Below are 14990 nucleotides of genomic sequence, written 5' to 3'. Positions count from 1 at the left end.
TCCCTTTCTATTGAAGGACATATCAGACTACAAACTACAACCAGGTTAATCAGGACAAAAAGTGCTCCTCATCCAAAGTTGCCTTGGCTACAATTTCCCGCATAATTTCGTTAGTACCTTCAAGAATTTGATGCACTCTTAAATCTCTGAATATTCGCTCAATCTTATAATCACGTAAATAACCATAGCCACCATGAATTTGCATTGCTTTATCGCAAATACGGAAAGCAACATCCGTAGCCAGACGTTTCGCCATAGCACAGTATATCGGGGCTTGAGGATCATTTTTATCCATAGCACTCGCTGCTCGATAAACCATTAGGCGTGCTGCTTCATAATCTGTTAACATATCAGCAAAATAAAAACGCAAGGCTTGCATCTCGGTAAGCGGTTTGCCGAATTGTTTACGCTCATGCATATAGCTTTGAGTTAATCGTAAACAAGCGAGTGCCCCTCCTAAAGAACATGAAGCAATATTAATTCGCCCTCCGTTTAAAGCATTCAAGGCAATTTTAAAGCCCATTCCTTCTTCACCAACACGGTTGGCAACGGGTACATGACAATTTTCAAAATATACCATGCTGGTAGGTTGACTATGCCAACCCATTTTTTTCTCTAATTTGCCAAAACTCAATCCCGGAGTGTTTTTTTCGATCAACAAACAACTTATTCCATGATGTGATTCATCACCAGTACGAACCATGCATAAATAAACATCACTTACTGAACCTCCTGAAATAAAAGCCTTAGAGCCATTAAGAATGTAATAATCCCCATCTTTTATAGCTCGAGTTTTTAAGGAGGCCGCATCAGAACCCGACTCAGGTTCAGTCAAGCAATAACTGCCGATCACGTCCATAGAGGTTAATTTAGGTCCCCATTTCATTCGTAACTCAGAATCAGCATACCGATCAACTAACGATGTAACCATGTTATGGATAGAAAGATAAGCACTAGTACTGATACAACCAGTTGCTAATTGCTCAAACAATAATGCAGAGTCCAAACGCGTTAATTGCGATCCACCAATATCCTCACGCGCCATCATCCCAGCCATTCCTAATGCAGCGGCTTCACGTAAAACTTCAATGGGGAAATAATCATGCTCATCCCAACTATCGGCCATAGGCGCTAATTTATCGCGTGCAAAATCAGCCGCCATCTCACGAAATGCTAAATGCTCCGCTGTGAATTCAAAATCCATAAACTGTCCTTAGAAAATTTATTCAATTATATTATTATTGCGAATTTTTATCATCCGTGAAAGTATATGCTCCGAAAATTACCCAAAACATTTTATGAACGGGATACTATTATTGTTGCCAAAGAACTTTTAGGCAAATACATTATTCATAATCAATCCGGATTGGAATACATAGGAAAAATCGTCGAAGTTGAAGCGTACCTGGGACAACATGATCTAGCGTCTCATTCATCTAAAGGCCTTACTCAAAGAACAAAAGTCATGTTTGGGCCTGCTGGTTACGCTTACATCTACTTAATTTACGGGATGTATTACTGTACTAATGTCGTTACTGAAACTGAAGGTACCGGTTCGGCAATATTGCTGCGCGCTATCGAGCCCATCAAAAACATTCAAGGACGAACACAAGGGCCGGGTTTGCTTTCTAAAGCAATGCATATAGATAAACAACTGAACCAGCAGGATCTAACCAGTGATACCTTTTACATTGCCGAATCAGAGGATCAACAACCAATTAGCATTGTGGAAAAACCAAGAGTTGGAGTTCATTATGCAAAGGATTGGGCAGAAAAATTACTGCGCTTTTATATAAAGGATAATGCTTTTATTTCCAAACCATAATCCTTAAAAAAAGTGTAGCCCCTATGCGGACTGTCGTTCCCGCGAAAGCGGGAACCCATTTCTAACGAGGCCAAGTGGGATTATAAAAATAGATTCCCGCCTTCGCGGGAATGACAAAAATCCTTAACTTAATGGCAAATTCTTAACTTAATGGTATTAATCCTAGGCATTCATCAAGAGGTCTACTGCTTTTGTAACGATAGTGATATGATTGCAAATTTTCTGCGTCCGTGAAAAGAATAAGAATAGTCAATGGAAACTCTTGCAGCATCGGTAACTCGCAATAAAAACTCACTTGCTGTACTCAAAGAATACTTTGGTTTTGACTCATTCAGAACACCACAGGAAGACATTATTAATGATGTTATTTCTGGACATGATGTGCTTGTTTTGATGCCCACCGGCGGTGGTAAGTCTCTATGTTATCAGATACCTGCCCTAATAAGGCCAGGTGTAGGCATTGTTGTTTCTCCATTAATTGCCTTAATGGAAGATCAGGTAACTGCGCTTAGATTACAGGGAGTTCGTGCCGCTTATTATAATTCGGCTTTAACCAGTGAAGAAGCAAAGCAGGTATTAACTCAATTACATCAGGATGAATTGGATTTGCTGTACATTGCTCCTGAGCGCTTGATTAGCACATCGTTCCTAGAGCGATTGAAAGAGTGTCATATAGCACTTTTTGCCATTGATGAGGCCCATTGCATTTCCCAATGGGGACATGATTTTCGTCCCGAATATTCTGCTTTAGGCATTTTAAAAAATGAATTTCCTGATATTCCTATTATTGCTTTAACTGCGACTGCAGATAAACAAACACGCCAAGATATTGTTGACAAATTAAACTATTCACCCAAAAAATACATTGCTTCATTTAACAGACCTAATATCCATTATAAAGTAATTTCTAAGACCAATGCCTCGAAGCAATTAAATCAGTTTTTACAAACAGTAGAACAACAATCAGGTATTATTTATTGTGGGACTCGTACAGGTGTAGAGAATCTGGCGCAAAAACTACAAGAAATGGGATTCAAAGCCCGTGCCTATCATGCAGGCCTTCCCCATAAAGAACGCCGAGAAGTGCAAACTTTATTCAGGTATGATCGCATCGATATTGTTGTTGCTACCATCGCTTTTGGAATGGGAATTGATAAGCCTAATGTTCGTTTCGTTGTGCATCATGATTTACCAAAGAATATTGAAGGTTACTATCAAGAAACAGGACGTGCCGGGCGTGATGGTTTACCAGCTCAAGCACTCTTACTCTATGACGCAGCTGATAGTGCCAGACTACGTTCATGGATCATGAACAACCCGCTCGATGAGCAAAGACGAGTTGAAACCAACAAGCTCAACCATATGCTTGCTTTTGCCGAAGCATCTCATTGCCGTCGTCAAATTTTGTTACGCTACTTTGATGAGATCTGTGATACTGAATGCCGGTATTGTGACGTATGTGATAATCCACCCGTTACTGCCGATGCGACAGAGGATGCGCAAAAATTCTTATCCTGTATTTATCGATTGCGGCAAAATTATGGTTTAACGTATACCATAGATGTATTGCGAGGTAGTTCTTCAGATAAAATAAAACAATATGGCCATGAGCAACTCAGTACCTTCGGCATTGGTAAAGACAAATCAGCCCACTACTGGAAACAACTAGCCTGGCAACTCATCCATAAAGAGTATTGCCTACAAGATATGAATCAGTTTCATGTTCTTAAACTGACGCCCAAGGCCATTCCTTTGCTTAAAGGGGAAGAAAAAATATCACTGACTCTACCCAATAATGATCTTCAGGATAGTAAAAAGAAAGGCAAAGAACGACGCTCAATTCAAGCCACAAATAGCCCCTTATTCGAATTACTTCGAGCATTAAGACGTCGGTTAGCAGATGAAGAGAACAAACCACCTTTTATGATCTTCAGTGATGCAACCTTGCATGCAATGACCGAAATAAGACCTCAAAACCTGGAACAGTTAATTGCAGTACCCGGTGTGGGACAACATAAATTGACTCATTATGGAAGTCAGTTTCTTACCGTGTTGAATGAATACAGTGAATGAATATTCCACGGCTTTCCGGCCCCGTCTATGGTAATATCAACTCCCCTTGAGCGTTAAAGCGATATCGATTTTGATCCCAACCTTCGCCATAAAGTCTTAATACCGAGCCGTAATAATCATTATTGGTAAATTCCACTGCATCAATACGTTGTCTTTGTATTATGAGTTCCGATTGATTGTTTGCCAATAGAGGCAATAACGCAGCGGCAAAGCCAATGGGACCTTTACCTTGTGTTTTACCGTTGACAATATCAATTTTTTCTGGGACCCACCCCAATTGTTGCGTCAGATAAATAATGGGCAGAAAGTGTTTCACTAATTCTGCTGCTTGGGGCGCATCAGGGGCTAACATCCCTATCCAAAGATACACGCGAATTGCATCATAACTGCCTAAGTTAGGGCGCTGTGAATCAGGCTGCCAACCCATATTTTTTTTCCACATCACCCAATCTGGAGCAAAACCCTTTGGAGAAGTTTCTAACAGCAAACGCCTGCTATTGCGCTCTAGTATATTCCATTTGCGGTTCAGTGCGGCAAATCGAGCAAACAACTGCGGGGGCAAATAACTGGGGTTAAAGCGCCAGGTATTTTTAAAATTAAACCCGAATTTACCAGGAAGTAACATAAGTCCAAGTTTCGGAATTTGAATGATTTCTTCTTTGAGAATACGCTGAAGAAGCATTTTGCCCAGAGAATCATAGCGTTTGTTTTTCCACAAGCGCCCTGCTTCAAGTAAATCATACGCAATCCATAGATCAGCATCCGCTGCAGAATTACTATCTAAAACAGCCCATTCTTTTTTGGCATTTTGTCCCCATGCCCATGCAGGTAAGCGTTTCCTCAAATCACCTTCAGCAAGATTATTTTCAGTCCAATGTAATAATTTATCAAACATAGGTTGATCATCAGCAACCAAGGCAAAGAATAATCCATAACTTTGCCCCTCTGAAGTTGTCTTTCTTTCCGGAAGCTGTGGATCAATGACTCGTCCGTCCATACTGATGTAATACTGCTTAAATTTCTCCCACATTGGCCATTGTGTACTGGCCACGACCTTACCAGTACTTAATGCAAATAAGATAAAACCAGACAAGAATTTCTTATTTCTTAATTTTAAAATCACGTTTTATCCTGTTGTGAACTATTTAAACGACGCTTACTTATTCGTAATAAACCATTCCAAACCAAAAATGTAACTATGAAAGCTGCCAAAAGAGATATGAGGGCTAAAGAAATTGGATGCTTTTGCAACGAGTACCAAAAGCGCTCCCAAAATGGTAAATTTCCTATTTGATAAGTATTCCCCACCCGTAAGCTGCTAATACCAGAATCACGGATCACCGCTACCGAACCAAAGATCTTGTCTACATTTTTTTTATTGGTTAATGCTCTATTGAGTAGGCTAAAACCTTGTTGGTTTTCCGCTAATAAAGCAATAATGCTGCGTTTTTCATAATAGGGTGATTGAATACCGAGAATAGCTCCTACAGAACCCATTGCACTAACAGTAGTTTTACTCTCAGCCGCGGTGAAAGCAGTCACTCGATGTGTATCCGGCAAAGCATTTCTATTTAACGGTTTTTTAATCCAATCTTGAGTTTTATTGATCAATAGATTGAGATCATTATTATCATCAAGCTCTTTAGGCAGTACACCAATAATCAACAGATCCGCATCTTTATTTTTCACCCGAGACCAGTCATCTGTCAAAGTCATCGCCAAAACAGGATAACCTGTTTCTGCACCAATATTACCTGCAACATTAAGTAAGGTAGTCACCGCTTCAGCTGGTGATCGAGGATCAATGTACACAATTGTTTGCGATAGATCAGCCAGAATACTAAAAGGAAAACCAGCGCTTATAAATGCTTTTAAATTGGGCATCGTAATAAAATGAGAATAATTGGATAAATTTAAAGTTGAAGAACCATCAATAACTCCCAAATTATTTATTACCTGATAGGTAATGCACTGTTCATTTTGCATTCCTCCAGCAATCTGTGTTCCATATGCAAAGTCAAAAGTAAATTGATTATGTACTCCTAATTTTGCTGGAATATATAGATTTTTACTTGTTACAGCTATATTTTCTGTAAGAGTGTGCTCTCCCTTAGGCTCCAACTTATAGCTTTTCACAAAAGAATTATTCAGACTAACATCCAGTTGTGACATACTGGCAACTGGCGGTAATGAATAACGGTATTTTAACCGTAAATCAATACCCCTGCTTTGATTAAAATACAAATCAGGAGGTACATTAAATCTGAGTGAGACTGGATAAGGAGTATATCCTTTTGTTTGTAGTTGCCCCTCAATTTCTACTAATTTCTCAAAAGGCACTGGCTTATCTGTAGGAACCCAATTTGGGGCATCATAGGGTTTTCGGATCTCTAACATTTTTACGTTTTCGATTTTGACACTTGGTCCTCGGAAAAGAACATTACCTTGTGCGATACCGTAAACGGCAGTCAATAAATCCTGATCATCACGTCCCAAAATCAACAATAATTTGATATAGGGGTTATTAGGATGACTGATCATTTCGACTGTAGGCGCCTCTACAGTTTTATAATTTTTCAAGAAATCTGGTCTTTGTGAATTGGTAGCAAATACTACAGCATGACTTACTGGTAATTGATTATTTAAAACAGGAAAGAATGAACCACGCCATAAGGCTTTGCTACCAAACCAAGAAGTTAAAATTGCTGCAGCTCGCTGTTGCATTAAATCAGGTTGACCAGCAAATATTATGGGTAGATTTAATTGATTATTATCAAGAGGATCGAAGAAAGGCTCAGGAAAATGTGAAAGATCATTTTTCAACAGTAACGTCTGAAAATTTAACTCAAGGTAGCTAAGTTTATCAATATCAATCCATATTGAGTTGTGTGCCGGATTTTCACAAATAGCATTGTAATGACCAATGAATTCCAGTCGGAGACGATTGAAATCATTGATAAAACGAGGATCAATGGACACATCTATAGAATTTAATTTACCTAATTGTTCGGCAGTAATTGCGATAACATCAACCAATTGATCATTTACATAAATTTTAAGTTGTGACAGTAAAGGAATCAGTGCTGGTGATGGTGTAAACTGGAGATGCAATACCGCCTGAAATACCAGTTCATCTTTGCGTATACTGAAGTCGATATTTCTGCCTGTAGAGAAGCTACCTAAAGTAAAGTTCCCCTGCTGCTGATTTAAATCATTAAAATACAACTGAACTTTTCGTGTTGGAACATTGGCAGGAGTAGATAATACAGGCTTTGTAGGAGCGGGATTTGCTGAAATATAAGGAGCAGCATATAATCCAACGTTCGCGCCCCCCAAGGCCAGCAATATAATCCAGATTACTCTTCTTATCATTATCTCATCCATTAGTTTTTAAATTTTATTTCAATTCAGATAATCCATGATTACAGATTACTCTTTAATTGAGGCTTATGTGGAAGAAATGTCCCCATCCAAATAATAGCATTGGTAAACCATAAGAGTATTTTTCGAATTCTTTGTGGTGTATATTCTATGATATCGTAATAACCACGCAAGTCCAGAGTAACTACATCTTGCATGCTTTTAAGAGGATTATCCTGGCTAAACCCTTCGTGCCACAATAACCAAATATCCGCTCGCGCGAAAGTACATTGGATAAAGTCAATATTTTGCCTCAGAGATAACTCATACAATCGAATGCCTGCCTTGCGATGAAATGTGTAGGCAATGGTTCCAGGGAAAGCAAATTCATCGTCTTTGTGTTTAAGTAGAAGGCTTACCCCCTCTCCTGCACCCAGCAAATCCTCATGCTCCATTTGTATCCCCACCCCTTTATCAGAATAATCCCTCAAAGTGCATTGAAATACTTGACCATCCGATCGCCTGATCGCTGCAGGCATAACAAAAGTTACACGAGGTGCTTTACGTCTTTGCCTTGCTTCAATGCTTACTCCAAGAGCCCCTCCAAGAATAGCTATATTATATAAAGACCAGGTTGCAGTTATAAGAACAGCTAAAATTGTTGCCGCTGGATCAAATGTCAAACGAAAGCCTACTGCGATTAAGCCAGCAATATTAATGCATAATAATATGATATAAGGTCGTGCGGTCATCCAATCTACATGTGTTTCTGGAGTAACATCTCCTTTAGGTGTGACGTTAAATCGACCCTTATGTGGATTGATTAAAGCCATAGTCGTAGGGACCGCAATATACCAGGCCATCACTGTTTCATAGATTTCATTCCATAGGAAATGACGGAACCGTCCTTGAATTTGGTTATTCGTCACTACTGCATGAACAATATGAGGTATGGCATAAAGTAATATCATCACTCCAGATGCATAAACTACATAAGCATTCAAAATTAAAAATGCCGCAGGGGTGATGAAAAAGATTAAGCGAGGTAGCCCAGAAAGAAAATGCAACATTGAATTAAAATAGCAAAGTCGTTGGCCAAAGGTTAAGCCTTTACCCAACAAGGGATTATCCATACGCAAAATCTGTATCATACCACGGGCCCATCGAATACGTTGACCCACATGGCTCGCAAGGCTCTCAGTTGCCAGGCCTGCTGCTAATGGAATTCGAATGTAAGCAGAATTATAACCGAGACGTTGCAGTCGTAATGAGGTATGAGCATCTTCGGTAACGCTTTCTACCGCCAGACCACCAATTTTTTCCAATGCAGAACGGCGCAAAATACCGCTCGAACCACAAAAGTAAGTTGCATTCCAGGTATCATTTCCATCTTGAACTACACCATAGAATAAGGCACTTTCATTGGGTGTTTTCCGAAAAGATTTCAAATTGCGCTCAAAAGGATCTGGTGAGAAAAAGTGATGTGGAGTTTGTAAGATAGCAAGATTAGGGTCTTTTAAAAACCAACCTACAGTCAATAGCAAAAAAGGATTGGAAATCACATAGTCGCAATCAAAAATTGCCACTAACTCACCATTTGTCTGCTTCAGAGCATAGTTGATATTTCCAGCTTTTGCATGCTCATGGTTAGGACGCGCTATATAATGTACACCGACCTCCTCAGCAAATGCTTTAAATTCGGGACGATTACCATCATCCAGAATATATATATTAAGTTTTTCTTTTGGCCAATCCACACCCAAAGCAGAATATATCCCAGGTTTAAGGATACTTAAATCTTCATTATAAGTTGCGAACAAAATATCTACCGTGGGCCATGTAGAAGGATCAACGGGCAATGGTACAGGCTGACGCTGTAATGGCCAAAGACTTTGAAAATATCCCAATACCATCACTAGCCAAATATATGTTTCAGCAAAGATAAGTAAGCTCCCAAATACAACACTTGCGGTATCATCCCAGACCAACGTATATGCGTATCTCCACCACAAATAACGACATGAAACAATCACAGAAAGAACCACTAGCATAACAGTACTGACACGACCAGGAATTTTACGAATGCTCATAGCCATTACCCAGAGGAGCACTACGAAAATAAATTGTGCTACCGGCGCAAATGGTTGAGTAATACAAATTAATAACAATATGGCTGAAAAAATACTTAATATAATAAACACTGCACGGCGTACAACATTATTTACTTGTCCAAAATGTTTTATAGTTTGCTTCGCTACTTTACTGGCTATAATCTTTGAAGGTAATTGTTCTATCCAGGAATAGTAATAAGCAAGGATTCTTTTCAAAAAAGTATTTGTACCATAAAACGTTCTTCTACTTGATTCAGGAAAGAACAAAATAAACCATAGGCTTTGAATTAAATAACGAAACATGTCTCCGGGACGAGGATATTTCCTTGAGATATGTGGAAAAAAATAGTGATGATTCTTAAGTACCATTTGCCAACTGCGTGATTCCAGTCTTAAAAAAGTCCAGCCTATTAATTGGGATAAAATAATGAATGTTGTAGTAAAAAATGAAGTTTGATGTCGCCGAAAATGATGGTAAGTTTTTTCAACTTTTTTATATGTATTATGAGACAAAAGTAAATACAGGACATTACTCATTTTGTATTTCCAAAATCATAGCTCATGCACCAATTGGCTAATGCTTTGCTATCCAAATAAGAGTGCACCCAAGTCAGGCCCACAGCAATCGAGGTAACACCGATCCCTCCTCAAACATAGCCCTCTTTGAGAAAAAAAGCAATTTTATCTATGATGTTACATTTCAATTCATTGCAGTCTGTGTTCTGCAAAGCGAAACAGTAATTTACCGTTCGATTTCTCGAGTTACGATATGCATTTTTACTCAAGCTACAACCCACTGGCATCACTTTAAGTGAGTTAATGAAGCATGAATTGACTCCCTCCTTTTTTCAATGAGCTCCTCTGCTTTAACAATGATTAGATTTTCTTGTACGCTTTCCCCTGGATGAGTTTGTTTGTGGAGTTTTTTATATTGCTCTAACTCTTGTTCTCGCATATAGAGTTCAAATTCCTTGTAAAAGGCCTTTCCCTTCTCATCGCCTAGAATATCAATGAATTGTTCATATAAACCTGTTTTGGGATTACTATAAAAACATATATCCATAAATTTTTTTTGATAAATAGATGAGAACTGATAGGGTTCACCGACAAATTCTGGTATTTGGTTAAACAGGATATCCACGCCTATTGCCTGAGATGAATTTTTTGCTTGATATAAAAGCTCTATCACTTGCTGACGTTTTTCTTTAGGAACAATAACGGAGCGAACCGCTGCAAATTTTTTGTTTTCATCATTTAAAAAAGGAGCGCCACCTACCCGAGCACCTCGCTCAGCAAGCGAGAGTTTCATATGTTCATCTGACATATTTTTCAATGTGGCAAGAACACCATGACCAGTAAAACCCGTTGCCTGAAAAGCCATACCTTCTCTATCTAAACGACTTAATATATCCTCAACTGTGGTATCAGATTGAAGTTGATTTAACGCAGCCAATAAAGGTTCGAATTGTGAAGCATATTCTGGATGTTTTTCCCGAATAAAGTCATTTAAATACTCATCAAGTACCTGAACCCCTTCATCGAATAAACCGGAACCAAACTTGACATCCGCGTTAGGAAATTTAAGAACCTCATTCAACTTTTCTCCACCGAATATAAAGTAAAGTCTTCGCCTGGCATAATATTCTCTATAATCAAGTTGATGAGCATCAAACAAAAGTTTAAGTATTTCCTGGGGAAAGGTATTCAAGGCAGTTATGGTAATAACCGATTGATCTTTATCGTTTTTGGCTAAGAAATTAGCTCCCGCTTTCCTCAATATTGGTATAGCCTCCAGATTATGAGATTCGACAGCCGACAATAAGGCAGTATTGCCCTTAGCGTCTCTTAGCTCAACCAACTGAGCTTTTTTTTCAGGTTCCTCACGAACCAAACCCATGATGTGCTCTATTTCTTCATTGTGCTTATTTAAAATCGCTGTATGTAAGGGTGGTTCTCCTTTATTATTTTTTTTCAAGATCAAATTAGGGCTATGAGTATAAAGGTACCCCGTAGCATTTCCCCAATACCCCTTGGCGAACAACAAATGAAGCGCGGTATTTCCTTCTCGATCTTGTACCTCTAATGAACCCCCATTTCGATGCAAGAGTTCAACAAGTATTTCGGAGTTAATTTCTGCGGCTACTAATAACGGAGTTTTTCCTTGTGAATTTCTATCTTCCAGCGGAAAAAGATCTTTAGCAATTAAATGCTCCACAACAAAAACCTGTCGGTTTTTTATTGCCACAAACAATACGTTATCACCCTCGCCATCCTTATCATGAATAAGTGAAGGATCTAAACTAAGAAAATAATCAAATAATTTTATATTACCCAATTGTGCCGCTAATAGCAGAGGAGTCATTTGAAATTTATCCATCGCTGCTAAAGAAGCGCCATGTTCCATCAACCATTGTACCGCTACTAAATCTCCTCTATTTACGGCATCAATCAAAGCATAGTCTTTTTCATTTGAAGTACTACGGGCCACTAATAAATCAGCGATCTCAAGTTGAGACGCCTCTAAAGCAAGTTGAAAAGCTGATTTTCCTTGATTGTTTTGCAAATCTACAGATAGACCACGCTCCAACAGATATGAAACACACGCTACATGTCCCTGGCGTGCAGCCACGAGCAAAGCGTTTTCACCATTATCATTCACTATTGTCAGGTCTGCACCTTTTTCTTCTAAAAACTTAAGTGCATTTAAATGTCCATTTTCAGCAGCAAAAATAATCGCCGCTTCCCCTTGATTATTTTTTAGATGCAGGTCCACCCCATTTTCAAGTAGGTACTCAATAATTTTTAAATTTCCCCTTCCAGCAGCAACCATTAAGGGAGTATTGCCATAATTATCTCTAACTTTTGCGGCAAATTCTTCTGGAAATAATTTAATTGCATCCAATCGATCATTCAATGCGGCGAAATGAACTCCAGACCAGCCATCTTTGGTTTGATAATGAAGTAAATTTTCTTTATTTCTTGTAATATTTAAAATAATCTGCAATGCCGTAACGTCACCTAAGGCACTCGCAACCAGGGCAATTTTTTCGAGTCCTTCTCTACGCAAACCATTTGGGGGCAAGCCCTTCAATCTATCATACTGTTTTGAGATAACCAGCTTCGTAGAGGCACTTAATTGAGGATTAGATTCTAATAATGACAGCGTCTTTAATGATGAATACAAGTAACAGCACTCTAAAGGGGTAAATCCATTGTCATTGGTAATTTCAAGTATTGAACTATTAAATTCTTCTGCTTTACTCAGAAGCACTTTCAGAATTTCAGGTTGATCATATATTGCAGCCAGATGCGCAAGTGTATTACCGTTTTCATCTGTCATTAGAAAATTTTCTTCATATACGCTGGACATGAGCTTTGCGAATTGAACCAAATTTCCCTGTCTAATTGCAGCTTTGAGTAATTCCTCTTTTCCCATTAAATATTCATCCTATCTATCACTCTATTAATCAAAGTATAGTTCGATTGAATGAAATACTATGAGAAAGTAAATAAGCAAATCCTGCTGTAAGAGCCAAATCAAAGAAAAATCTCAACATCATACATCAGATGGATTATCCATTCTGATAAAGAGTTAACTCACGTAATATTGCTGTGGCATATGCTCCAGCAGGCAAACTAAAAGATAACTCAGCTAAATTATCCTTAATTATGCAGGTGAATTGCTTTACATGCAGAATATTAGCCCGCCAATCCTCATCCAAGCCATAATGCTCCAAAGCTGCTAACCAGGGTTGCCAATCAAGATAAATTTTATTAATCAATTGCAATGCTTCATCTTTGACTTTGTATTTACTTTTTCCAGGTAAAGGACTCGCGGGAGAGATATCTTTGTCTTGAATCCTTTGAAGTAATTCATTATCAACGTGATCGATAACAAAAATACTGTTTGATCCTTGAAGTTGCATCACATCACCAGGCAGGGGTTTATTCCAGCATTGTTCTCTAACACGATGCGATAAAATCAAATTGTAAATCCATGAGCGTGCGGCAGAACAATACATGCCCCGTAAAAAACGGTCTTTCACTTTACGACCACGGACAAGCATCTCTTCTGCTTTTAACATATTGCCTGCATTGCGACCAAATCGCTGTTCTCCAAAATAGTTTGGAACGCCATGCTTTTTTATCCGCTCGATGCGTTCGAGTAAATCTTCTTGATTAGAGATTTCGCGCAAACGTACAATAAACTGATTTCCAGTCAAAAAACCCGGTTTCAGTTTTTTATAATGGCGCGTGCATTCTAAAATGCGCCAGCCAGGTGCCGCAAGCTGTGCAATTTCTGGAATCTGCTCCCCCGGAGCATGAATACTCAACCATTGGGTAGTCAGTGCTTGTCTGTCTTTTAACCCCGCATAGCCAATAGATTTTTCTGGCTTATGTACTAATTTTGCCAATGACTTAACCACCTCCATAGTGGTTAAGCCTGTTTTTTCTATTTTCAGGACAATATGTTCGCCTTCTCCAGAAAATGGACTATCAAAAAATTCATTCACCTGAAAATCTTCTGGGGTACATTTAAAATACGAAGTGGACTTTGGTAGTCCATTAACATAGGACCAATCTAAAGAATACATTGACAACAACCCTTGCTGAAATTTACTCTACCTTTTACCAAAAATTTGATAAAAAACTATATAAATCAAAAAATTTTAAGTGCATACTCAAATATTTGCTGCACAATTTATATTAATTGTTACTAAATGGATAGATTAGCAATGAATGCAACATTTCCACGAATACGTAAAGCGGTATTTCCAGTAGCTGGTTTAGGGACTCGATTTTTACCCGCAACGAAAGCAGCCCCCAAAGAAATGTTAACTGTAGTCAACAAACCTTTGATTCAATATGCGGTTGAAGAAGCTTATGCTGCCGGCATACGCCAAATGATTTTTGTCACATGTCATAATAAACGTGCCATTGAAGATCATTTTGATCTTGCCTATCAGCTTGAAAATGAATTAGAACTTCATCATAAAAATGAACTTTTATCTATAGTTAAATCAGTAACACCTGATGACATGGAATGTTTTTATGTACGACAGGCAAGGCCCCTTGGTCTGGGACATGCCGTTTTATGTGTTGAACAAATCGTTTGCAATGAAGCATTTGCTGTAATTCTTGCTGATGACTTAATGACAAATACACCACCTGTTATCCAACAATTAACCCAAATGCATGAGCGGTATGGGCATAGTATTATCGCGGTAGAAAATGTTCCTCAAGAATTAACAGAGTGCTATGGTATTATTCAAGGCGCGCCTTGGGAACAAGGCCTTTTGAGCATACACCATCTGGAGGAAAAACCTAAACCCCACCTTGCTGCATCAAATATTGCAATCGTTGGCCGTTATGTTCTAACTCCGGGTATTTTCGAGCAAATTAGAATGTTGCCACGTATGGACCATAAAGAAATTCAATTAACTGATGCAATTAATGGGTTAGTAAAGAAGGAAACTGTTTTAGCATTACCTTATGAAGGAAAACGATATGATTGTGGAAATGTCCTCGGTTTTCTTAAAGCGAATGTAGACTTAGGAAAAGAGCACCCTACTGAGGGAAAAAATTTTTCCGAGTGGCTTTTAACTTAAATAATTTAGATT

General features: G+C 38.6%; 9 protein-coding genes. 3 read left to right on the top strand and 6 right to left on the bottom strand.

The window, feature by feature from the left end; all coding sequences use genetic code 11:
* Positions 1 to 49: 49 nt before the first annotated feature.
* Positions 50 to 1204 carry an acyl-CoA dehydrogenase family protein gene (locus ELY20_RS01170; protein WP_110141306.1) on the bottom strand — a complete coding sequence of 385 codons (1155 nt, stop codon included), beginning with the start codon at positions 1202 to 1204 and terminating at the stop codon, positions 50 to 52.
* 66 nt (positions 1205 to 1270) lie between these two features.
* On the opposite strand from ELY20_RS01170, the gene ELY20_RS01165 reads away from it, so the two are divergent.
* Both ELY20_RS01165 and recQ read left to right on the top strand, forming a co-directional pair.
* Positions 1271 to 1825 (top strand): DNA-3-methyladenine glycosylase, encoded by a 555-nt coding sequence (locus ELY20_RS01165; protein WP_110141305.1) that lies wholly within the window; start codon positions 1271 to 1273, stop codon positions 1823 to 1825.
* 252 nt (positions 1826 to 2077) lie between these two features.
* Positions 2078 to 3898, top strand: a complete 1821-nt coding sequence (recQ, locus tag ELY20_RS01160) for a DNA helicase RecQ (RefSeq protein WP_110141304.1) — start codon at positions 2078 to 2080, stop codon at positions 3896 to 3898.
* Between the two features lie 25 nt (positions 3899 to 3923).
* Here recQ and bcsZ read toward each other — a convergent pair whose 3' ends face one another.
* From bcsZ to truD, 5 genes are all read right to left on the bottom strand, one after another.
* The gene (gene bcsZ, locus ELY20_RS01155; protein WP_233590463.1) at positions 3924 to 5021 is read right to left on the bottom strand and encodes a cellulose synthase complex periplasmic endoglucanase BcsZ; all 1098 of its coding nucleotides are present in this window, start codon (positions 5019 to 5021) and stop codon (positions 3924 to 3926) included.
* On the bottom strand, positions 5018 to 7270 hold the full coding sequence (gene bcsB, locus ELY20_RS01150; RefSeq protein ID WP_110141303.1) for a cellulose biosynthesis cyclic di-GMP-binding regulatory protein BcsB: 2253 nt from the start codon (positions 7268 to 7270) through the stop codon (positions 5018 to 5020). The genes bcsZ and bcsB overlap by 4 nt, the downstream gene beginning before the upstream one ends.
* A 50-nt stretch (positions 7271 to 7320) precedes the next feature.
* A complete protein-coding gene (gene bcsA, locus ELY20_RS01145) occupies positions 7321 to 9906 on the bottom strand; it encodes a UDP-forming cellulose synthase catalytic subunit (RefSeq protein WP_110141302.1) in 2586 nt (861 codons plus the stop codon).
* Positions 9907 to 10171: 265 nt separating this feature from the next.
* Positions 10172 to 12805 carry an ankyrin repeat domain-containing protein gene (locus ELY20_RS01140; protein WP_110141301.1) on the bottom strand — a complete coding sequence of 878 codons (2634 nt, stop codon included), beginning with the start codon at positions 12803 to 12805 and terminating at the stop codon, positions 10172 to 10174.
* A 136-nt stretch (positions 12806 to 12941) separates the two neighbouring features.
* Entirely contained in the window at positions 12942 to 13964 is a 1023-nt protein-coding gene (gene truD, locus ELY20_RS01135) for a tRNA pseudouridine(13) synthase TruD (protein WP_110141300.1), read from the bottom strand.
* Between the two features lie 141 nt (positions 13965 to 14105).
* On the opposite strand from truD, the gene galU reads away from it, so the two are divergent.
* Entirely contained in the window at positions 14106 to 14978 is an 873-nt protein-coding gene (galU, locus tag ELY20_RS01130) for a UTP--glucose-1-phosphate uridylyltransferase GalU (protein ID WP_110141299.1), read from the top strand.
* Positions 14979 to 14990 lie beyond the last annotated feature (12 nt).

It is taken from the genome of Legionella qingyii (genome assembly GCF_003990155.1).
Lineage (GTDB): Bacteria > Pseudomonadota > Gammaproteobacteria > Legionellales > Legionellaceae > Legionella > Legionella qingyii.
This window is presented reverse-complemented; position numbering and strand designations above follow the sequence as displayed.

Excerpts from the sequence above, each read along its gene's own strand:
- ELY20_RS01165 (WP_110141305.1), top strand. The coding sequence starts at position 1,271 with ATGCTCCGAAAATTACCCAAAACATTTTATGAACGGGATACTATTATT.
- ELY20_RS01140 (WP_110141301.1), bottom strand. The coding sequence starts at position 12,805 with ATGGGAAAAGAGGAATTACTCAAAGCTGCAATTAGACAGGGAAATTTG.
- truD (WP_110141300.1), bottom strand. The coding sequence starts at position 13,964 with ATGTATTCTTTAGATTGGTCCTATGTTAATGGACTACCAAAGTCCACT.
- galU (WP_110141299.1), top strand. The coding sequence starts at position 14,106 with ATGAATGCAACATTTCCACGAATACGTAAAGCGGTATTTCCAGTAGCT.
- bcsB (WP_110141303.1), bottom strand. The coding sequence starts at position 7,270 with ATGATAAGAAGAGTAATCTGGATTATATTGCTGGCCTTGGGGGGCGCG.
- recQ (WP_110141304.1), top strand. The coding sequence starts at position 2,078 with ATGGAAACTCTTGCAGCATCGGTAACTCGCAATAAAAACTCACTTGCT.
- ELY20_RS01170 (WP_110141306.1), bottom strand. The coding sequence starts at position 1,204 with ATGGATTTTGAATTCACAGCGGAGCATTTAGCATTTCGTGAGATGGCG.
- bcsA (WP_110141302.1), bottom strand. The coding sequence starts at position 9,906 with ATGAGTAATGTCCTGTATTTACTTTTGTCTCATAATACATATAAAAAA.